At 64.8% G+C, this 20,350-nt stretch carries 11 protein-coding genes; 1 reads left to right on the top strand and 10 read right to left on the bottom strand.

The genetic code is table 11. The features are described from left to right. Positions 1 to 4: 4 nt before the first annotated feature. Genes EHH60_RS18610 through EHH60_RS18595 form a run of 4 tightly spaced genes read right to left on the bottom strand, consistent with a single transcriptional unit; the run spans position 5 to position 9,149 of the window. A complete protein-coding gene (locus tag EHH60_RS18610) occupies positions 5 to 3,109 on the bottom strand; it encodes an efflux RND transporter permease subunit (RefSeq protein ID WP_124160907.1) in 3,105 nt (1,034 codons plus the stop codon). Continuing rightward, positions 3,109 to 6,258 (bottom strand): efflux RND transporter permease subunit, encoded by a 3,150-nt coding sequence (locus EHH60_RS18605; RefSeq protein ID WP_124160906.1) that lies wholly within the window; start codon positions 6,256 to 6,258, stop codon positions 3,109 to 3,111. The genes EHH60_RS18610 and EHH60_RS18605 overlap by 1 nt, the downstream gene beginning before the upstream one ends. Before the next feature lie 37 nt (positions 6,259 to 6,295). Next, positions 6,296 to 7,687 carry an efflux RND transporter periplasmic adaptor subunit gene (locus tag EHH60_RS18600; RefSeq protein ID WP_124160905.1) on the bottom strand — a complete coding sequence of 464 codons (1,392 nt, stop codon included), beginning with the start codon at positions 7,685 to 7,687 and terminating at the stop codon, positions 6,296 to 6,298. Beyond that, entirely contained in the window at positions 7,677 to 9,149 is a 1,473-nt protein-coding gene (locus EHH60_RS18595; RefSeq protein ID WP_124160904.1) for an efflux transporter outer membrane subunit, read from the bottom strand. The genes EHH60_RS18600 and EHH60_RS18595 overlap by 11 nt, the downstream gene beginning before the upstream one ends. Positions 9,150 to 9,873: 724 nt before the next feature. Between EHH60_RS18595 and EHH60_RS18590 the strand changes: the two genes are divergently transcribed. Further along, the gene (locus EHH60_RS18590) at positions 9,874 to 10,908 is read left to right on the top strand and encodes a cysteine synthase A (protein ID WP_124160903.1); all 1,035 of its coding nucleotides are present in this window, start codon (positions 9,874 to 9,876) and stop codon (positions 10,906 to 10,908) included. Between the two features lie 59 nt (positions 10,909 to 10,967). On the opposite strand, the gene EHH60_RS18585 is transcribed toward EHH60_RS18590, so the two are convergent. The 6 genes from EHH60_RS18585 to EHH60_RS18560 all read right to left on the bottom strand — a co-directional run bounded on the left by EHH60_RS18585 (position 10,968) and on the right by EHH60_RS18560 (position 20,187). Then, the gene (locus EHH60_RS18585; RefSeq protein WP_158626748.1) at positions 10,968 to 13,211 is read right to left on the bottom strand and encodes an O-linked N-acetylglucosamine transferase, SPINDLY family protein; all 2,244 of its coding nucleotides are present in this window, start codon (positions 13,209 to 13,211) and stop codon (positions 10,968 to 10,970) included. Positions 13,212 to 13,332: 121 nt separating this feature from the next. Further along, positions 13,333 to 15,573 carry an O-linked N-acetylglucosamine transferase family protein gene (locus tag EHH60_RS18580; RefSeq protein ID WP_199751553.1) on the bottom strand — a complete coding sequence of 747 codons (2,241 nt, stop codon included), beginning with the start codon at positions 15,571 to 15,573 and terminating at the stop codon, positions 13,333 to 13,335. A 101-nt stretch (positions 15,574 to 15,674) separates the two neighbouring features. Beyond that, the gene (locus tag EHH60_RS18575; RefSeq protein WP_124160902.1) at positions 15,675 to 16,412 is read right to left on the bottom strand and encodes an amino acid ABC transporter ATP-binding protein; all 738 of its coding nucleotides are present in this window, start codon (positions 16,410 to 16,412) and stop codon (positions 15,675 to 15,677) included. A gap of 11 nt (positions 16,413 to 16,423) precedes the next feature. Further along, positions 16,424 to 17,944, bottom strand: a complete 1,521-nt coding sequence (locus EHH60_RS18570; RefSeq protein ID WP_124160901.1) for an amino acid ABC transporter permease — start codon at positions 17,942 to 17,944, stop codon at positions 16,424 to 16,426. Continuing rightward, entirely contained in the window at positions 17,941 to 19,146 is a 1,206-nt protein-coding gene (locus EHH60_RS18565) for an amino acid ABC transporter permease (protein WP_124160900.1), read from the bottom strand. The genes EHH60_RS18570 and EHH60_RS18565 overlap by 4 nt, the downstream gene beginning before the upstream one ends. Before the next feature lie 24 nt (positions 19,147 to 19,170). Further along, entirely contained in the window at positions 19,171 to 20,187 is a 1,017-nt protein-coding gene (locus EHH60_RS18560) for an amino acid ABC transporter substrate-binding protein (protein WP_124160899.1), read from the bottom strand. Between the last annotated feature and the right edge of the window lie 163 nt (positions 20,188 to 20,350).

Raw genomic sequence — 20,350 nt, 5'->3', positions numbered from 1 at the left:
CAACCTATTCCGCCGGTGCCGCCAGCGGACGCGGCTCGGACCGCCGCCGCAGGCGGTCGATCAACAGGTAGATCACGGGCGTGGTGTAGAGCGTCAGGATCTGAGAGACGAACAGGCCGCCGATGATGGTGATGCCGAGCGGGCGGCGCAGCTCCGTGCCGGGGCCGGTCGCGACCACGAGCGGAATGCCGGCGAACAGCGCCGCCATGGTCGTCATCAGGATCGGCCGGAAGCGCGTCTGGCAGGCCTCGAAGATCGCCTCCGCCGAGGACAGGCCGCGCTGGCGTTCGGCGTCAAGCGCGAAATCCACCATCATGATGCCGTTCTTCTTGACGATGCCGATCAACAAGATGATGCCGACGAAGGCGATCACGGTCAGCGGCGTATTGGTGAGCTGAAGCGCGAGCAGCGCGCCGAGCCCCGCCGAGGGCAGCGTCGAGATGATTGTGAGCGGATGGGCGAGGCTCTCATAGAGCACCCCCAGCACGATGTACATCGCCACCAACGCACCGAGGATCAGAAGCGGCTGCCGGCCGCTGGTCTTGGCAAAATCCCCGGCATTGCCGTCAAAACTGCCGCGAATGCCTTCGGGCATATGCAACTCTTCCACCGCACGCTGGATGTTCTGGGTCGCCGCTTGCAGCTGCACGCTCGGCAGCAGATTGAACGACACCGTGGTCGAGGGGAACGACTGCGAGTGATAGACCGCGAGCGCGGCGAGCCCGCGGCTCGCGTGCACCACGGCCGACAGCGGCACCTGCGCGTCGCCGGCGCCCGCGACATAGATACGATCGAGGTTGGATGGGTCGACCTGGAATTTCGGATCGATCTCGAGCACGGTCATGTACTGGTTGCGCTGGGTATAGATGATCGAGATCTGCCGCTGCGAGAAGGCGTTGTTCAGCGCGTTGTCGATGTCCTGCACCCTGACGCCGAGCGCCGAGGCCTTTTGTCGATCGATGCTCAGGGTCAACTGAAGCCCGCCGGGATCGCGGTCGCTGGAGATGTCGGTGATGCCCTCGACGCTCTCCATGCGCTTGGCGACGATCGGCGCCCACTTCTGCAGCAGACCAAGGTCGGTGCTGGTCAGAGTGTACTGGTAGTTGGAATCACTCTGCCGGCCGCCGGCACGGACGTCCTGGGCGGCGAACATGAAGAGGCGGATGCCGGGCACAGGATACAGCGCGCGTCTCAGACGGTCGATCACAACCTCCGTCGAGACGTGGTCGCGCTCCTCCGGCGGCTTGAGGCTGATATACATGATGCCGCGGTTCGATGTCGCTCCCCCCGGCCCACCGCCGGCGCCGACGGTCGAGCCGATGCCGGCCACGGCGGGATCCTTCATCACGATGTCGGCGAGCCGCTGCTGGAGGCCCAGCATCGACTGGAACGAGATGTCGGCCGAGGCCCGCGTCGCCCCGATGACGAAGCCGGAATCGTCGGTCGGGAAATAGCCTTTGGGGACCTTGATGTAGAGCGTCACGGTGAGGCCGATGGTGGCGAAGAACACCAGCAGCGTCGCCAGCGGGTAGTCCAGCACGGCGCGCAGGGTTTTGGCGTAAAAGGCGACGATGCGCGTCAGCGACCCCTCGATGAGGCGGTCGAACAGGGTCGCGGTGCTGGACGTGGTCTGCCGGATGTAGTGGGCGCAGATCATCGGCGTGACCGTGAGCGACACGAGCGTCGAGACCAGGATCGCGAAGGTCAGCGTCAGCGAGAACTCGCGCAGCAGGCGGCCGACGATGCCGTCCATGAAGATCAACGGCGTGAAGGCGGCGATCAGCGACAGGCTGATCGAGACCACCGTGAATCCGATCTGCTTCGCGCCCTGCTGCGCCGCCCGGAACGGCCGCATGCCCTGCTCGAGATTGCGATACATGTTCTCGATCATGACGATGGCATCGTCGACCACGAAGCCGACGGAAATCGCCAGCGCCATCAGCGACAGATTGTCGATCGAGAAGCCCGCGACCCACATGCCGGCGCAGGTGCCGGCCAGCGCCAGCGGCACCGAGATGCCGGCCGCGATCGTCGGGGTCAGCCGCCGCAGGAACACGAACACCACGGCCATCACCAGGAACGCGGTCGCAAGCAGGGTCCACTGCATGTCCAGCACGCTGGCGCGAATCGTGCCGGTGCGGTCGACCAAAGTGGAGATCTCGACGCCGGCCGGGATCCACTGCTTCAGCGCGGGGATCAGCGCCTTCACCCTGTCGACGGTGTCGATGACGTTGGCATCACCCTGCTTGGTGATCTGGATCAGGACTGCCGGCTGCTTGTTGAACCAGGCGATCGAGCGGGCGTTGCGGACGGAATCCTCGATGTCGGCGACGTCCGAGAGCCGCACGAAATTGCCGTTGGAGCTCTTGATGAGGATGTCGCGGAACTCCTTCGCGGTGCGCATCTGCCGATTGAGCGCCAGCGTCTCGCTCTGACGCTCGCCTTCGAAAATGCCGACGGGACCGAGCGGGTTGGCGTTGATGATCGCGGTCCGGACGTCGTCGGTGGCGATCCCGGCGTTCGACAGCGCCACGGGGTTGAGCTGCACCCGCACGGCCGGCTGGTCGGCGCCGGACACGGTGACGTCACCGACGCCCGGCACTTGCGAGATGCGCTGCGCCAGCACGGTGTCGGCGACGTCGTAGATCGCGCTCGCCGACAGCGTCTTCGAGGTCAGCGCCAGCACGAAAACCGGCGCGCCGGCCGTATTCGCCTTGCGGAAGCGCGGCAACGTCGGCAGGTCGCTTGGCAGGTCGACCATCGCGGCGTTGATCGCCGCCTGGACGTCGCGTGCGGCCTTGTCGATGTTGCGGCCGATGTCGAACTGGAGCTGGATGCTGGTCGTGCCGAGGGTGGAGGTCGAGGTGATCTGGTTGATCCCGGCGATCTCGCCTAGCCGCCGCTCTAGTGGCGAAGCCACCGTGGCCGCCATCACGGACGGGTCGGCGCCGGGCCGGCTGGCCGAGACAAAGATGGCGGGGAAATCGACGTTCGGGACCGAGGCGACGGGCAAGAAATGGTAGGCGACGACACCCAGCAGGAACAGCCCGATCGACAGCAGCGTGGTCGCGACCGGCCGGCGGATGAAGGGCTCCGAGATCGATGCCATCACTGCATCCCCTCGGTCGCGCCTGCGACCGGCGGTCCCCCGGGTTCGGCCGGCGGCAGCGCCTGCTCGAGGCGGCGGTTGATGCGGTCGAGCGCGAGGTAGATCACCGGCGTGGTGTAGAGCGTCAGCAGCTGGCTCAGTAGCAGGCCGCCGATGATGGAGATGCCGAGCGGAAAGCGCAGCTCGGCGCCGGTGCCGCTCTCGATCGCGAGCGGCAGCGCGCCGAACAGCGCCGCCAGCGTCGTCATCATGATGGGACGGAAGCGCAGCAGGCAGGCCTGCACGATCGCCTCGTTGGGTGACATCCCCTGCCCGCGCTCGGCCTCCAGCGCGAAGTCGATCATCATGATCGCGTTCTTCTTGACGATGCCCATCAAGAGGATGATGCCGATCAGGCCGATCACCGAGAGGTCCTGACCGAACAGCATCAGCGCCAGGATCGCACCGACGCCGGCCGAGGGCAGCGTCGAAAGGATCGTGATCGGATGGATGTAGCTCTCATAGAGCACACCCAGCACGATGTAGATGGTGATGACGGCGGCGAGCAGCAGCCAGGGCTGTCCGGCAAGCGCCCTGGCGAACTCGGCGGCATCGCCGGCATAGACGCCGACGATACTGTTGGGCATGCCGATCCGGGTCTCGATGGCCTTGACCGCCTCGACGGCGTCGCCGAGCGCCGCGCCCGGTGCGAGGTTGAAGCTGAGCGACACGGACGGGAACTGCGCCTGATGCGAGATCGCCAGCGGCGCCGTGGTCCGCTTCAGCGTCGCCACGGCCGAGAGCGGCACCTGGGCACTGGGCGCGCCGACGGTGCTGCTGGCGGCCCCCGGCAGATAGAGTTTTGACAGGATCGAAGGATCGCGCTGGTACATCGGCAACGCCTCCAGCACCACGCGGTACTGGTTGGCCTGCCCGTAAATGGTCGAGATTTGTCGCTGCGCGAAGGCGTCGTTCAGCGTGTCGGTGATGGCCTGGAGGCTAACGCCGAGCTGACCGGCGCGGGTGCGGTCGACATCGAGCTGGGCCCGCAAGCCCCCTTCCTGCGCCTCGGAGGAGACGTCCCGGAACAAGGGATCGCGCCGCATCTCCGCAACCAGCTTGCGCGCCCATTCCGAGACCAGCGTCGCATCGGTGCCGGTCAGCGTGTACTGGTATTGCGAACGGCTCGATTGGGTCGAGATCTGCACGTCCTGCACCGGCTGGAAATAGACGGTCATGCCGGGGATGGCTGATACCCGCTCCTTCAGCCGGGCGACGACGCCTGTGACGTCCTCGCGCCGCTCGCCGCGCGGCCTCAAGCTCATGACGAGCCGGCCGACATTGGTGGTCGGGTTGACCGAGCCCGCGCCGATCACCGAGACCACGCCGACCACATCAGGGTCGGCCCTGATGGCGTCGGCCGCCTCGGCCTGTCGTTTCTTCATCTCCGCAAACGAGACGTCGGGTCCGGCCTCCGTCACCGCCGTGATCGAGGCGGTATCCTGCAGCGGGAGGAACCCCTTCGGCGCGACGACATAGAGCACCAGGGTGGCGATTAGCGTGGCGAAGGTCACGACGAGCGTGGCGCGCTGGCGCTCCAGGACCCACAAAAGCGATCTGTGATAGGCGTCGACCGTGCGGTCGATGAAACGGCTGATCGCCGCCAATCCCGGCACCGCCAGCTCCTGATGGGCATGCTTGAGTAAACGGGAGCACATCATCGGCGTCAGCGTCAGCGAGACCACCGCCGACGTCACGACCGCGATGGTCAAGGTCAGCGCGAATTCGCGGAACATGCGCCCGACGAGACCCGACATGAACAAGAGCGGAATGAACACCGCGATCAGCGACACCGTCAGCGAGATCACGGTGAAGCCGATCTCGCTGGCGCCTTTCAGCGAGGCCTCCATCGCGCTGTCGCCGTTCTCCATGTGGCGGACGATGTTTTCGATCATGACGATGGCGTCGTCGACGACGAATCCGGTGCCGATCGTGAGCGCCATCAGCGAGAAATTGTCGAGGCTGAAGCCGGCAAAATACATGATGCCGAAGCTCGTGATCAGCGACAGCGGCAGCGCGACGCCCGCAATGAGCGTGGCGCGCAGCGAGCGCAGGAACAGCAGCACCACCAGCGTCACCAGCACGACGGCAAGCACCAGCGTGAACTGCACGTCGCGCACCGAGGCGCGGATGGTGACGGTGCGGTCGGAGACGATCGTGAGGTTCACGCCGGCCGGGATCGCGCGCTGCACTTTCGGGATTTCCGCGCGGATCTGGCTGACCACGTCGATGACGTTGGCGCCGGGCTGGCGCTGGATGTCGATGATGACGGCCGGCGTGCCCTGGTACCAGCCGCCGGTGCGGTCGTTCTCGAGGCCGTCGACGATCTGGGCGACGTCGCCAATGGTGACGGGCGAGCCGTTGCGATAGGCAATGATGACCGGCTTGTAAGCGTCTGCGGCGGCGATCTGGTCGTTGGCGGCGATGATATAGGATTGCTGCGCGCCGTCGAGCGAGCCCTTCGGCCCTGATACGTTGGCATTGGCGATCGCTGTGCGCAGATCCTCCATGGCGATGCCGTAGGCGGCAAGGCGCGCGAGATCCGCCTGGATGCGTACGGCCGGCTTCAGCCCGCCGAGCACCGACACGCGCCCGACGCCGGATATCTGGCTCAAGCGTTGCGCCAGAATGGTGTCGGCGATGTCGCTCATCACGCGCAACGAGATCGTGTCGGAGCGCAGCGCCAGCGTCATCACCGGCGCATCCGCCGGGTTCACCTTGGCGTAGGTCGGCGGATAGGGCAGCGTCTTGGGCAGCACGCCGGCCGCCGCGTTGATCGCGGCCTGCACGTCCTGGGTCGCGCCGTCGATATCGCGGTTGAGGTCGAACTGGAGCGAGATCTGGCTGACGCCGAACGAGCTGGTCGAGTTCATCGCCGACAGCGACGGGATCTGGCCGAGCTGCCGCTCCAGCGGCGCGGTGATCAGTGAGGCGATGACGTCGGGGCTGGCGCCCGGAAGCTGCGTCGTCACCTGCACGGTCGGGAAATCGACCTGGGGCAGCGCCGAGACCGGCAGCGCGAAATAGCCCAGCAGCCCACCGATCATGAGCGCAATGCCGAGCAGCGAGGTCGCGATCGGCCGTCGGATGAAGGGTTCGGAGACACCCATGGGATCTGCCTGCCGCTTCAAGCGGCTGTTGTCGGGATCATGGCTGCTTGGCTCCGCTTCCCGATGCCCCCGGCCCCGGTGCCGGCCCGGTCTGTCCCTTCTGGTCGCCTTCGCTGCTCTTCCGCTTGGCACGGAACTCGCCGTCCTTGCCTTGCGAATCCTTCTGGCCTTCTTTGGCACCATCCTTCTTCTGGGCGTCAGGCCCGCGCGAGCGCTTGCGCGGAGCGAGATCCGCCGAGGGGGTCTGGTCGTCGCGGCCCACCATCACCTTGGATCCATCGGACAGATTGGCAAAGCCCGTGGTCACGACCTTGTCGCTCGCCGACAGGCCGCTGGCGACCACGGCGTCATGCTCGTTCTGCTGGGTCACCGTCACGGGCTTGGCCGAGACGATGTTGTCCTCGCCGATGACGTAGCTGAAGGTCCCGATCGGACCGCGCTGCACCGCAGAGGTCGGCACCACCAACGCCTGCGTCAAGGTCTCGACCTTGAGGCGGACATTGACGAACTGGCCCGGCCAGAGCTGGTAATTGGCGTTGGGGAATTCGGCCTTGAGCTTGAGCGTGCCGGTAGTCTGGTCGACCTGGTTGTCGATGCCGGTGAGCTTGCCGGTGTCGATCACGGTGATGCCGTCATTGCCGAACACGTCGACCGCGAGCGGGCCCTTTGCGGCAGCCGCGTTGACGCGCATGATCTGCTGCTGCGGCAGGCTGAACCACACCGCGATCGGCTGCAATTGCGTGATCACCACGAGGCCGGTGGTGTCGGAGGCGTGGACGATGTTGCCCTGGTCGACCTGGCGCAGGCCGACCCGGCCCGAGATCGGCGCCACGATCTTGGTGTAGCTCAGCGTCGCGGCCGCGTTGTCGATCGCGGCCTGGTCGGCTTTCACCAGCGCCTCGGTCTGCGCCACCAGCGCGCGCTGGGTATCGGCCTGCTGCTTGGAGCCGGCATTGGAGGCGGCGAGCTGCTCGTAACGGGCGAGATCGATGCGCTGATTGGCGAGCTGGGCCTGGTCCTGCGCCTTCTTGGCCACCGCCTGGTCGTACTGCGCCTGATAGATAGCCGGATCGATCTCGCCGAGCACGTCACCCTTCTTGACGTCCTGGCCCTCCTTGAAGTTGACCGCGATCAGCTTGCCGTCGACCTGCGAGCGCACGGTCACGGTGTTGAGCGCGCGGATCGCTCCGACGCCGTCGAGATAGACCGGCACGTCCTGGATGCGCGGCGTTGCGGCCAGCACGGGCACCGGCAGATCGGGGCGCTGATTGCGGTTGTTGGCTTGCTGCTGATGCGTGACGATCCAGCCGAGATAGCCAAGGCCGCCCAGGATCGCGAGCGTGATCAGGGTCATGACGAAGCCGCGGCCGCGCGACTTCTTCGCCGCCCCCTCTTCCGCGCCCTGCTTCGTATCCGGCTTAAAGAGCATTGACCAGTTTCTCCATTCGCGGCTCCCAACCGCCGCCGAGCGATTGGTACAGGCTGACGATGGCGAGAAGCCGTGCGAGTTGGGCCTGCGACAGCACGTCTTCCGCCTGGAACAGGGTCAGTTGGGTGTTGAGCACGGTCACGATGTCGGCAGTGCCGGCGCGCAATTGCTGCTCCGATAGGTCGAAGGCGCGGCGCGAGGCCGCAACGACATCGCGCTGCAATTGCAGCCGGATCGTGGTCTGCTTGATCGAGAAAAGCGCATTGTCGACGTCGGCAAAGGCCTGGACGATGGTCTTGCGGTAGGTCTGGAGCAGCTCGTCCTGCCGCGCCTTGGCAAATTCGAAATTGCCGAGGATCCTGCCGCCGTCGAAGATCGGCTGCGTGGCGCTGCCGACGAGCTGGAAGAAGGCCGCGTGCGGCTGGAACAGCGAGACAAGCGCCGAGCTCTGATAGCCGCCATTACCGGTGAGCTGGATGGTCGGAAAGAACTGCGCGCGGGCATTGCCGATATTCGCGGTGGCCGAGGCGAGCTGGGCCTCCTGCCGGCGAATGTCGGGGCGCTGCGTCAGCAGCTCGGACGGCAGGCCGGGCGTCACGCGTGGGATCGCGATCCGGTCCAGCGAGCCGCCGAGCACGCGCACGCTCTCCGGCGGGCGCGAGACCAGCACCGCGAGCGCGTTGATGTTCTGGTCGAGCGTCTGGCGCAGTGGCGGCACCAGGGCCTTCTGGTTCGCAAGCACGCTCTCTTGCTGCGCGACATCGAGATCAGTGCCGGTACCGGCCTTGCGGCGCTCCCTGACCGCATCGAGGATGCGCTGCGCGCTCGCGATGTTGCGCTGTGAGGTCCTGATGCGATCCTGCGAGGCCAGCACCTGGAAATAGGCGTTGGCGACCGCTGCGAGCGTCGTCAGTGCGACAGTGTCGCGATCGAAGCGGTTGGCATTCGCGGTCTCCTCCGCCGTCTGCAGCGCGTCGCGGTTCTGACCCCAGAAGTCGAGCTGATAGCTCGCGCTGAGCGAGGCCGAATAATTGACGACCTCGCGCCCGCCGATGGACAGACCGGAAGCGCTCGAACCCGAGGTGCGCGAATAGGTTTCCGAGCCGGCTGTGGACAGGCTCGGCAGCAGCGCCGCGCCCGCCTGCCGCGCCTGGGCATCGGCTTGGACGATGCGCGAAACGGCGGCGGCGATGTCGAGGTTGACGGTCTGCGCCTCTTCCATCAGCTGCGTCAGCTCGGTTGAACGGAAGCCGCGCCACCAATCCAGCGACGGCGGCGCATCACGCTTGCCCGCATATTTGTACTGCGTGGGAACGTCGAGCGCGGGATCGGGAAGATCCTGGGTCAGCACACAACCACCCGAGCCTATGGTGAGGCACAGTACCGCAAGCCAACGCGCCCGAAATGCAGACCCTAGAGACCGCCGTACGGCGATCGCCGGAACATGCTGTGTCACATCCACCCCCCGCCGGGCAGATCGAGCCGCCACCGCGCAGCCGGATTAGCCGATTCGCGGCAGGACGGTCGGGGGGCTTTTGGCAACTCGTTCACAGGCGATGCTTTCTGCGGAACCTTGAGCTTCATACTAGCCGGACGCGGAACAGGGGGACAGTGCCGCAGTTGCGAGATGCCCGTGCCAATGAGCGGGCAGCGAAGTGACAAGGGTACAAAATGTGCCTGTCTCGCAGTGATTTTTCTCAATACGAAACGTCGGGAAGCCTGATCAAGCTTACCAAGATTTCATGTGGTATTGCTGCCACACCCCGGTGCTGAGCCCCTCGATCCGACTGCATCACGCGGCTTCGGCCCGGTCGCGTCCTCTGGTCGCCTCACAAGATCGTCAATTTGCCGAAAGCCAAGCCGTCCATCGTGCCGATATTTCGTCGGCTTTCCACACGCTGCCCATGCTGCGAACTCGACCCGTCTCGCCCATGGCAAAAATTGCTCGCAAGACCGCTCATGACGAGCGTCATCGTTCCGTGCTCTGACGGAGTTCGGTCATTTCCTCCTACCGATATCCGGCCTCGCGCCCGAGCGCATCATCGCCGCACTCGCCTCTCGGAATATCACCGTCTGAGCGGGCGTTTCGGTCCGGTTCGCCGCAGCGCAAAAGCCTTCCCCTTTGGGCTCCCAGGCACTAGGTTCTGGCCAAAGCTGATCAACCCCTTGTAGTGATTTCCCCTGACATGACCATTCGAAATGACGTTGTCGAAGCCATCGGCAACACCCCGCTGATCAAGCTGAAGCGCGCCTCGGAACTGACCGGATGCACCATTCTCGGCAAGGCCGAGTTCATGAATCCGGGCCAGTCGGTCAAGGACCGCGCCGGCAAATGGATGATCCTGGAGGCGGAGAAGCGCGGCGAGCTCAAGCCCGGCGGGCTCGTGGTGGAAGCGACCGCCGGCAATACCGGCATCGGCCTCGCGGTCGTGGCGAGCGCGCGCGGCTACCGCACCCTGATCGTGATCCCGGAGACGCAGAGCCAGGAAAAGAAGGACTTTCTGAAGCTGTGCGGCGCCGAGCTGATCGAGGTGCCGGCCCTGCCCTATGCCAATCCCAACAACTACCAGCATGTCGGCCGGCGGCTCGCCGACGAGCTGCGCAAGACCGAGCCGAACGGCGTACTGTTTGCCGATCAGTGGAACAATCTGGACAATGCCAAGGCGCATTACGAATCCACCGGCCCCGAGATCTGGGAGCAGACTGGCGGCAAGGTCGACGGCTTCGTCTGCTCGGTCGGCAGCGGCGGCACGCTGGCCGGCGTCAGCCGCTATCTGAAAGAGAAGAACACGAACATCCGCATCGCCTGCGCCGATCCGCACGGCGCTGGCATGTACGAATATTTCAGGACCGGTGAGGCCAAGGCGACGCCCGGCGGCTCGATCACCGAGGGCATCGGCCTCAACCGCGCCACGGCGATCGTCGAGACAGCCAAGGTCGACGATACCCATCTCATTCCCGATGCCGAAGCCGTCAGCGCGATCTACGAGCTGCTGCAGCATGAAGGCTTGTGCCTCGGCGGCTCGACCGGCATCAACGTCGTCGGCGCGATGCGCCTTGCCAAGCAGCTCGGGCCTGGAAAGACGATCGTCACCGTGCTGTGCGATTCCGGCAGCCGCTACCTGTCGAAGCTGTTCAATGCGGACTTCATGCGGGCCAAGAACCTGCCGGTGCCTGAGTGGCTGGAGAAGCGCAGCAACATCAAGCCGCCCTTCGTCTAACCATCGCAGCAATCCTACGTCGGCGAGGCGCGCCGCAAGGCATCCCCAGCTCGGTACGCTTATGCGACTTCGCCGCGTTCCGAGGCCGCGGCACAATAGTCGCGCCAGAACTGCCGATAGCCAGCCTCGACCTTGCGCGTGTAGATCTCGACATTGCCGGCGGCCGAGGCCGCGATTCTAGCCGGCAGTTCCGCCCGCAGCTTCGCCAGATGGGCGGGCTGCGCCGCATATCTGCACGCGATCGCGGCGTAACCCTCGTCGTCCTCGGCGACCCAGTCCTCGAGACCCACGGCCGCCACGATGGAGCCGCCGGCGCGCGACGAGGCGCCGTTGCCGAGCTTGGCGACGACCGGAACGCCCGCATAGAGCGATTCCCACGTGCTGATGCCGCCGTTTTGCGGGAAGGTATCGAGCGAGATGTCGACCTGCGCGAAGGCCAGCAGATGCTCGTGGCGCGAGGTCGAGCCCATGCAGGTGATATTCTCTGCGGCGATTCCATGCGCCACGAACCGCGCGATCAGGCTGTCACGCAGCAAGGGATCGTCAAGCAGTCCGTGCTTGATGATGATCTTCGATCCGGACACCTCGCGCATCACCTTCGACCACACAAGGATGGCCTCGTCCGAGATCTTGTAGATGCGGTTGAACACGCCGAAGGTCACATGGCCGTTGCGGAGCACGGGCAGCTCGGACGGCGGCACGTCCAGCACCGGCTCGATCGTGATCAGGCATGGCAGATCGTGAACCTTCTCGGCCAGCAGATAGCGCGCCGAATGCGGAATGAAGACCGGATCGGCGAGCACGTAGTCCATGGTCTGAAGGCCGGTTCCCGTCGCATGTCCGAAACCCGTGACCTGGATGGGCGCGGGCTTCCGGGCAAACACATGGAGCCTGTTGCCGGTCGTGTGGCCTGATACGTCGATCAGCACATCGACCTTGTCGGCCTGAATACGATCGGCCAGCTCGTCGTCCGAGAGCTGTCCGGCGTCGACCCAGACGTCCGCCAAAGGCTTGAAGCGTTCGGTCATCTCATCCGGCAACGGAAAGCAGGAATAGCAGATGATCTCGAATCTGGCGTGATCATGATGGCGCAGCACCGGCAACAAGGTGAGCGCGGCCGAGTGGTTCCTGAATTCAGACGCGACATATCCGACCACGATCCGCTTGTCCGGATCGAGCTCCCGCGGCGCGAGCGTCCTTCGCGGCAAATTGGCGCCGACCGCATCCCACCAGGATTTTCGCGCCGCCTGCTGGACCGCGAAACCGGCCTCCGAAAGGTAGTCCAGCAGGAAAATCTTGCGCTCGATGGCGTCCGCATAGTCCGGCCTGAGCTCCAGCGCCTTGTCGAGATGCTCGAGCGCCGTCGCGATGTCTCCCTGGCTCGCATGACACGACGCCAGCAGTGCCATGCCGATCTCGGAGCGCGGATTTTCCTCGAGCAAGGTCTTCACGGCCGAAATCGCCTTCGCCGTATTCCCCAGGAGAATGTTGACTTGCGCCTTCCCGCGCAGCGCCAGCTCGAGCGTGGGCGATTGCGCCAGCGCGGCATCGAAGTCCGCGGCGGCCTGCGGCAGCCGCGACAGATCGAAGTTGAGCCGTCCGCGCTGGGCCAGCATCCTCGCCGAATTGGGCTTGATCGCCAGTCCCGCCGCGAGCGCGGCTTCGGCCTCGTCGAAGTGCCGGAGCTCGACGCTCAGCATCCCCTTGCCGGCGATCGCTTCGGCATGACGCGGCTGAAACAACAGGGCGCGGTCGAAACTCTCCCTGGCGCGGTCGAACTGGCCCATCATCAGTTCGGCCATGCCCCGATTGCAGAACGCATCGGCATAGTCCGGCTTCAGCTTGATGGCGCGATCGTGCAGTTCGATGGCCTGCTCGGCGAGCTTCATGTGCAGCAGGGTATTGCCGAGATTGGTCAGCGCGAGCGGAAAGTTCGGCTTCAGCGCGATCGCCCTCTCCTGGCACCTGCGCGCATCCTCGAATCTCTTCAGGTCGAAGTACACGGTCGCGAGGTTGCTGTGGGCTTCGTGCGAACGCGGATCGAGCGCAATCGCACGCTCGAGCAGCTGCTGCGCCTCGGCCAGGCGACGGCCGTCATGGGCGCACAGGCCGAGCAAATGCGTGGCATCGAAATGATCCGGAAGCGCCTTCAGGATCCCGCGGCAAAGCGCCTCGGTCTCCGCATATCGGCCCTGGCCATAGGCGCTCGCCGCGGCGGAGATGACGGCATCCGCCTGCTTAACCAGTTTCTTCTGCAATCGCGCGTTCTGGAATGCGCGGGCGCCGGCGCCGCTGCTCTGCAAGGTTGCTCTCCGAAGGATGGCCGCATGGAGAGTCTAGCTGATTCGCCGCGAAGGCCGCCCGGTCGGCTGGAGCAGCGAAGCCCCGGGGTTTCCCGGTGCTCGGGGCAAGACTCGCCCCGGCCTACGCTACGTCCCCGCCTTCCGGGGCCGCGACGCAATAGTCCCGCCAGAACTGGCGATACCCCGCCTCGACCTTGCGCGTGTAGGTCTCGACATTGCCGGCAGGCGAGGCTGCGATCCGGGCCGGCAATTCTGCGCGCAGCTTCGCCAGATGGGCGGGCTGCGCCGCATATTTGCAGGCGAGTGCGGCATAGCCGTCGTCATCCTCGGCGACCCAGTCGCCAAGACCCACGGCAGAAAGGATCGACCCGCCGGCGCGCGACGAGGCGCCGCTCCCGAGCTTGGCGACGACGGGAACGCCGGCATAGAGCGATTCCCAGGTGCTGATGCCGCCGTTTTGCGGGAAGGTATCCAGCGAAATGTCGACATCAGCAAAAGCCCGCAGATGCTCCTCGCGCGGGGTCGAGCCCATGCAGACGACGTTGTCTTCGGCGATACCCTGTTCGACGAACCGCGCAATCAGGCGGTCGCGCAGCATGGGATCGTCCAGCAGTCCGTTCTTGATGATGATCTTCGATCCGGTCACCGTGCGCATCACCTTCGACCACACACCGATGGCCTCGTCCGAGATCTTGAAGATGCGGTTGAATACGCCGAAGGTCACGTGGCCGTTGCGGAGCATGGGGAGCTCCGAAGGCTGCGCATCCAGGATGGGATCGATCGTGATCAGGCACGGCAGATCGTGAACCTTCTCAGCCAGCAGATGGCGCGCGGATGGCGGGATGAAGACCGGATCCGCGAGCACGTAGTCCATGGTCTGAAGCCCGGTCCCGGTGGCATGCCCGAAACCCGTGACCTGGATGGGCGCAGGCTTGCGGGCAAAGACGTGGAGCCTGCTGCCGGTCGTATGCCCCGACACGTCGATCAGAATATCGATGCCATCGGCCTGGATGCGATCGGCCAGTTCGTCGTCCGAAAGCTGCGCGGCATCGACCCAGACGTCCGCCAAAGGCTTGAACCGTTCGGTCATCTCGTCCTGCGACGGCCAGCAGGAATAGCAGACGATCTTGAACCTGGCGTGATCGTGATGGCGCAGCACCGGCAACAGGGAGTACGCTGCAGAGTGGCGCCTGAATTCGGACGCGACATAGCCGATCACGATCCGCCGGTCCGGATCGAGATTGCGCAGCGCCGGCGTCCTTCGCGGAAGCTTGGCGCCGATCGCATCCCACCAGTATCGTCGCGCCGCCTGCTGGGCTACGAAGTCGGCCTGCGGCAGATAATCCAGCACGAAGATCTTGTATCCGATCGCCTCCGGAAAGTCCGGCGCGATCTCCAGCGCCGCATCGAGATGCTCGAGCGCAGTCGCGATGTCTCCCTGGTTCACATGGCAAGCCGCAAGGAGCGCCAATCCCATCTCGGATCGCGGATTGACCTCCAGCAGCGTCTTGACGCCCACCATCGCCCGCGCCGTGTTCCCCACCAGGATGTCGATTTGCGCCCTCCAGCACAGCGCGAGCTCGAGACGTGGCGATTGTGCCAGCGCGGCATCGAGGTCCGCGGCCGCCTGCTCCAGCCGAGACCGGCTTAAATTGAGCCGTCCGCGCTGCAGCAGAATCCTCGATGACCCCGGCTTGATCGCTAGCGCTGCGTCGAAGGCGGCGGCCGCCTCCTCGAAGTGCCTGAGTTCGAGGCTCACCATGCCCTTGCCGGCGATTGCCTCGGCATGACGCGGCTGCAACGACAGGGCGCGATCGAAGCTCTCTTTGGCGCGTTCGAACTTGCCGGTCATCAGCTCCGCCATGCCGCGGTTGCAAAATGCGTCGGCATAGTCCGGCTTCAGCCTGAGTGCGCGTTCGTGCAGCCCGATCGCGTCTTCGCCAAGACCGATGTGCAGCAGCGTATTGCCGAGATTGGTCAGGGTGATGGGACAATTCGGCTTCAGCGCAATGGCTTTCTCCTGACATGCGCGGGCGTCCTGAAATTTCTCGACCGCGAAATACACGGCCCCGAGATTGCCATGGGCATCGGGCGAACGCGGCTCTAGCGCAACCGCACGTTCGAGCAGGAATTCCGCCTCATCGAGCCGGCCGCCGTCGAACGCGCGCAAGCCGAGCAGGTGCGTGGCGTGGAAATGATCCGGAACCTCCTTCAAAATCTCGCGGCAGAGTTCCTCGGCCTCGGCAAGTCGGCCCTGCCCGAGTGCCTCGATCGCGAAGGACATGACGGCGTCCGCCTGCTTCCTCAACTTCTTCTGCAATCGCGCGTTCTGGTATGCGCGCGCGCCGAGACTGCTCTGCAAAGTTTCTCTCCGGAGGATGGTTCGGAAAGAGACGAGCTGATTCGCATGGTGCCAAGCTTGCGCGGGCAGTCAGACCGGCGAGGCCACCGGATTGCGTGTGCTCACCGCAGGATCTGGCTGAGGAACAGTTTCGTGCGGGCATGCTGCGGGGCGGCGAAGAACTCCCTCGGCGTGTTCGCCTCGATGATCTGGCCGGCGTCCATGAACACCACGCGGTTGGCGACCTCGCGGGCAAATCCCATCTCGTGAGTGACGACCAGCATGGTCATGCCCTCCTCGGCGAGGTCGACCATGGTGTCGAGGACCTCCTTGACCATCTCGGGGTCGAGCGCCGAGGTCGGCTCGTCGAACAGCATCACCTTCGGGTTCATGGTCAGCGCACGGGCGATCGCGACGCGCTGCTGCTGGCCGCCGGACATCTGCCCCGGAAACTTGTTGGCTTGGTGCGGGATCTTGACCCGCTCGAGGAATTTCATCGCGGCCGCCTCGGCATCCTTCTTTGGGATGTTGCGGACCCAGATCGGCGCCAGCGTGCAATTGTCGAGCACGGTCAGATGCGGAAACAGATTGAAGCTCTGGAACACCATGCCGACTTCGCGGCGCACGGCGTCCACGTGCTTGAGGTTGGGACCGAGCTCGATGCCGTCGACGACGATCTCGCCCTCCTGGAACTCCTCCAGCGCATTGATGCAGCGGATCAAGGTCGACTTGCCCGAGCCCGAGGGCCCGCAGATCACGATGCGCTCACCCTTATTGACCGCCAGATCGATGTCACGCAGCACGTGGAATTCGCCGTACCATTTGTTCAGGCCGGAGATCTTGACGATAGGGCCGGACATGGTGACCTCGATCAGTTGCGCCGGTGGGCGTTGAGGCGGTGCTCGACGAACAGCGAGTAGCGCGACATGCCAAAGCAGAAGATGAAGTAGATGATCCCGGCGAAGGCGAAGCCGGTGAACGCGGTCGACGGCGTCGACCATTTCGGATCCGAGAACGAGGCGCGAAGCGAGCCCAGGAGGTCGAACAGTGCCACGATCGAGACCAGCGAGGTATCCTTGAACAGCGAGATGAAGCTGTTGACGAGGTTCGGAATGACGTGACGGAGCGCCTGCGGCAGCACGATTAGCGAGGTCGTTTTCCACCAGGACAGGCCGAGAGCCGCGGCGGCCTCGCCCTGCCCGCGCGGGATCGCGGCGAGCCCGCCGCGGACGTTCTCGGCCTGATAGGCGCCGGTGAACAGCGCGATGCCAATCAGCGCCCGGACCAGGCCGTCGACGGTGAAATTGCCGGGCAGGAACAGGGGCAGCATGTAGGTGGCGAAGAACAGCACGGTGATCAGCGGCACGCCGCGCCAGAACTCGATGAAGGCGATCGAGAAGATCCGGATCAAGGGAATGGTGGAGCGGCGGCCCAGCGCCAGCGCGATCCCGATCGGCAGCGAGGTGACGATGCCGGTGACGGAGACTACCAGCGTCACCAAAAGGCCGCCCCACAGATTCGTCGTTACGACCGGCAATCCCCCACGGTCGAGCCCCATCAGCTCGATGACGATCGCGACGGCAATGAATGTGGCGATGCTGGCTGCCAGAGCCCGCCCGCCGGTACGAGCGCCGCCGCCAAGCACAAAGGCGATCAGGCAGACAATCGCGGCGGTGATGGCGAAATCAGCCCAGACCGGCTGGCCCATCGTCTGGACGTAATCGCGCAGCCAGGTGAGCGGAAAGATCAGCCAGGAGATCGCCGTGCCGACCAGCACGATGAGGCTGCCGACAACCCACAGCAACGGTGCGACGGCGGACGTCTTGCTGAGATTGAGCAGCGCCTGCCCGGCACCGATGATGCTCTCGTCGAACAATTGCAGCAGGCCGGCAATCCAGCTCAGGCCGAAGCCCTTGATGCCGCCGCCGTGCAGCAGGAAGAATGCGACCACCGGAAAGGCGACGAAGAACAGGCTGGCGTTCAGGCCCTTCGCCGGCAGCCGCGGCGTGAGCAGCGGCAACAGCAGGACGACCGCGAGCAAAAATGTCAGATTCACGCGCCAGCGCTCGGCCTCGGGGTAGAAGCCGTAGATCAGTTGCGGGAGTTTCGCCTGGATGTAGGGCCAGCAGGCGCCGACCGCAAAGCCGGCGTTTTCGGTCAGGCAGGCGGTGCGGTCCTGGCCGCTCCAGACCGCATCGACCATCAGGAACTTGACGGAAGGAACGATGGTGAACCAGAGCAGCAGGGCGCCCAGGATCGTGAGCAGGATATTGGTCGGCGAGTTGAACAGGCGCGTGCGCATCAGGCCGATGAAGCCCGTGGTCTTGACCGGCGCGGGACGCTCGGCGAGCAGGTCCTGGCGGACGAAGCTGCTTGAGGTGATGTCGGTCATGCGCCGAGACTCCGGCTGACGCGCCAACCGTAGACGCTCATGACGGCGCTGGTGAGGAGCGAGATCAGGAGATAGATGCCCATCGTCATCGCGATGATCTCGATCGCCTGCCCGGTCTGGCTCAGCGACGTGCCGGCGAACACGGACACCAGGTCAGGATAGCCGATCGCGACCGCCAGCGACGAGTTCTTGGTGAGATTGAGGTACTGGTTGGTCAGCGGCGGCACGATGACGCGCATGGCCTGCGGCACGACGATCAGGCGGAGGGTGGCGCCGCGGCTGAGACCGAGCGAGGATCCCGCCTCCATCTGCCCCTTGTGAACGGACAGGATGCCGGCGCGCACGATCTCGGCGATGAAGGCGGCGGTGTAGGTCGACAGCGCGACCGTCAGCGCCACGAACTCCGGGATGATGCGCGAGCCACCGGCAAAGTTGAATCCCTTGAGCTGTGGCATCTCGAAGCTCAGCGGCAGACCCGATACCAGCATGGTGACGAGCGGCAGTCCGAACAGCAGGCCCAGGACATAAGGCCAGATCCGGACCATCCGCCCCTGCCGAAACAGCGCGCGCCGCGCATAGAAGCGCAGAGCCAGTGACCCCACGATGCCGAGCGCCAGCATCGCCAGGAAAGGCTCGAGGCCGCTCTCGCCGACCGGCCGCGGAATCACCAGACCGCGATTGCTGATGAAGGTGATGCCGAGCAGCGAAATGCTCTGCCGCGGATTGGGCAGGGCCGCGAGCACCGCAAGGTACCAGAACAGGATCTGGAACAGGAGCGGAAGGTTGCGGATGACCTCGACATAGATCTCGCCGACGCGCGACAACAGCCAATTGGGCGACAGCCGGCACAGCGCGACGATGAAGCCGATCACCGTGGCGAAGACGATGCCCACCACGGAGACCACGAGCGTGTTCAGCAAGCCGACCACGAACACGCGCAGGAACGTGTCCGAGCCGGTATAGGGGATCAGGGTCTGGTTGACGTCGAAACCGGCATTGTTCCTGAGGAAGCCGAAGCCGGCGGCGATGTGCTGGTTCTCGAGGTTGGCGCGAGCATTGGAGACGATCTCATAGCCGATCCAGCCCAGGACGGCCGCGAAGGCAAACTGGACGGCAACGCCGTTCCAGCCTGCCTTGCCGCCCAGAATGCGCCGGATCTTCAGCGCGATCTGGGGCGGCGGTTTTCGGGCCCCGGTGCTCATGCCGTTGCCGGCCGATCGGGGCGATCAGCGGATCGGCGGCGCGTACTGAAGACCGCCCTTGTTCCAGAGATTGTTGAGACCGCGATTGATGGCGAGCGGCGAGCCCGCGCCCACGTTGCGATCGAACACCTCGCCGTAATTGCCGACTGCCTTCACGATCCGCACCACCCAATCCTTGGTCAGGCCGAGCTGTTCGCCGAAATTGCCGTCGCTGCCGAGCACGCGCTTCAGCTCGGGATTTTCCAGCTTCGCCTTCTCGTCGACGTTCTTGGAGGTCACGCCGAGCTCTTCAGCGGTGATCATCGCAAACAGCGTCCATTTGACGATGTCGAACCACTGGTCGTCGCCGTGGCGCACCATCGGACCGAGCGGCTCCTTCGAGATGATCTCGGGCAGCACCATGTGGTCGTTGGGCTTGGCAAGCTTCAGACGATTGGCGTACAGGCCCGACTGGTCGGTGGTGAAGACGTCGCAGCGGCCGGCTTCATAAGCCTTGACGGTTTCGTCGTTGGTGGCGAACGCGATCACCTCGTACTTCATGTTGTTGGCCTTGAAGTAGTCGGCGAGATTCTGCTCGGTGGTGGTGCCGGTCTGCACGCAGACCGACGCGCTATTGAGCTCGAGCGCCGAATTCACCTTCAGCGACTTCTTCACCATGAAGCCCTGCCCGTCATAATAGGTCACGCCGGTGAAGTTGGCGCCGAGCGAGGTGTCGCGCGAGATGGTCCAGGTGGTGTTGCGCGAGAGCACGTCGATCTCGCCGGATTGCAGCGCCGTGAAGCGGTCCTTGGCGGACAGCGGCACGTACTTGACCTTGGTCGGATCGTTGAAGATCGCGCCGGCAATGGCGCGGCAGACGTCGACGTCGATGCCGGTCCAGTTGCCCTTGTCATCGGGCGAGGAGAAGCCGGGCAAGCCCTGACTGACGCCGCAGGACAGCATGCCCCGGTCCTTGACGGTCTTGAGCGTTTGCGCATCGGCGGCTTCGGCAGAGAGGCCGGCGGCGAGAGCAAGGGTGAGAGCCAGGGTTACGCGTTTCATGGGCTTTGGGCCTTTCAAGGTCGTCTCAAGGTCAGGAATGTTGTCTTTGGGGTCATCTCTGCCAGGGCTAATCGTAGCAAGGCTAGCCCTGCAAGAGTCATGCTGGAAAACCCTGCCGAACACCCGCCGATCCCGGGAGGCCATACCTTAATCCCCATCGCAG

Source organism: Bradyrhizobium sp. RP6, from assembly GCF_003837805.1.
In the GTDB taxonomy this organism is placed as follows: Bacteria; Pseudomonadota; Alphaproteobacteria; order Rhizobiales; family Xanthobacteraceae; genus Bradyrhizobium.
Note: the sequence above shows the minus strand (reverse complement) of the source record. Positions and strands in the feature narration are given on the sequence as shown.

Excerpts from the sequence above, each read along its gene's own strand:
- EHH60_RS18610 (WP_124160907.1), bottom strand. The coding sequence starts at position 3,109 with ATGGCATCGATCTCGGAGCCCTTCATCCGCCGGCCGGTCGCGACCACG.
- EHH60_RS18605 (WP_124160906.1), bottom strand. The coding sequence starts at position 6,258 with ATGGGTGTCTCCGAACCCTTCATCCGACGGCCGATCGCGACCTCGCTG.
- EHH60_RS18600 (WP_124160905.1), bottom strand. The coding sequence starts at position 7,687 with ATGCTCTTTAAGCCGGATACGAAGCAGGGCGCGGAAGAGGGGGCGGCG.
- EHH60_RS18590 (WP_124160903.1), top strand. The coding sequence starts at position 9,874 with ATGACCATTCGAAATGACGTTGTCGAAGCCATCGGCAACACCCCGCTG.
- EHH60_RS18575 (WP_124160902.1), bottom strand. The coding sequence starts at position 16,412 with ATGTCCGGCCCTATCGTCAAGATCTCCGGCCTGAACAAATGGTACGGC.
- EHH60_RS18570 (WP_124160901.1), bottom strand. The coding sequence starts at position 17,944 with ATGACCGACATCACCTCAAGCAGCTTCGTCCGCCAGGACCTGCTCGCC.
- EHH60_RS18565 (WP_124160900.1), bottom strand. The coding sequence starts at position 19,146 with ATGAGCACCGGGGCCCGAAAACCGCCGCCCCAGATCGCGCTGAAGATC.
- EHH60_RS18560 (WP_124160899.1), bottom strand. The coding sequence starts at position 20,187 with ATGAAACGCGTAACCCTGGCTCTCACCCTTGCTCTCGCCGCCGGCCTC.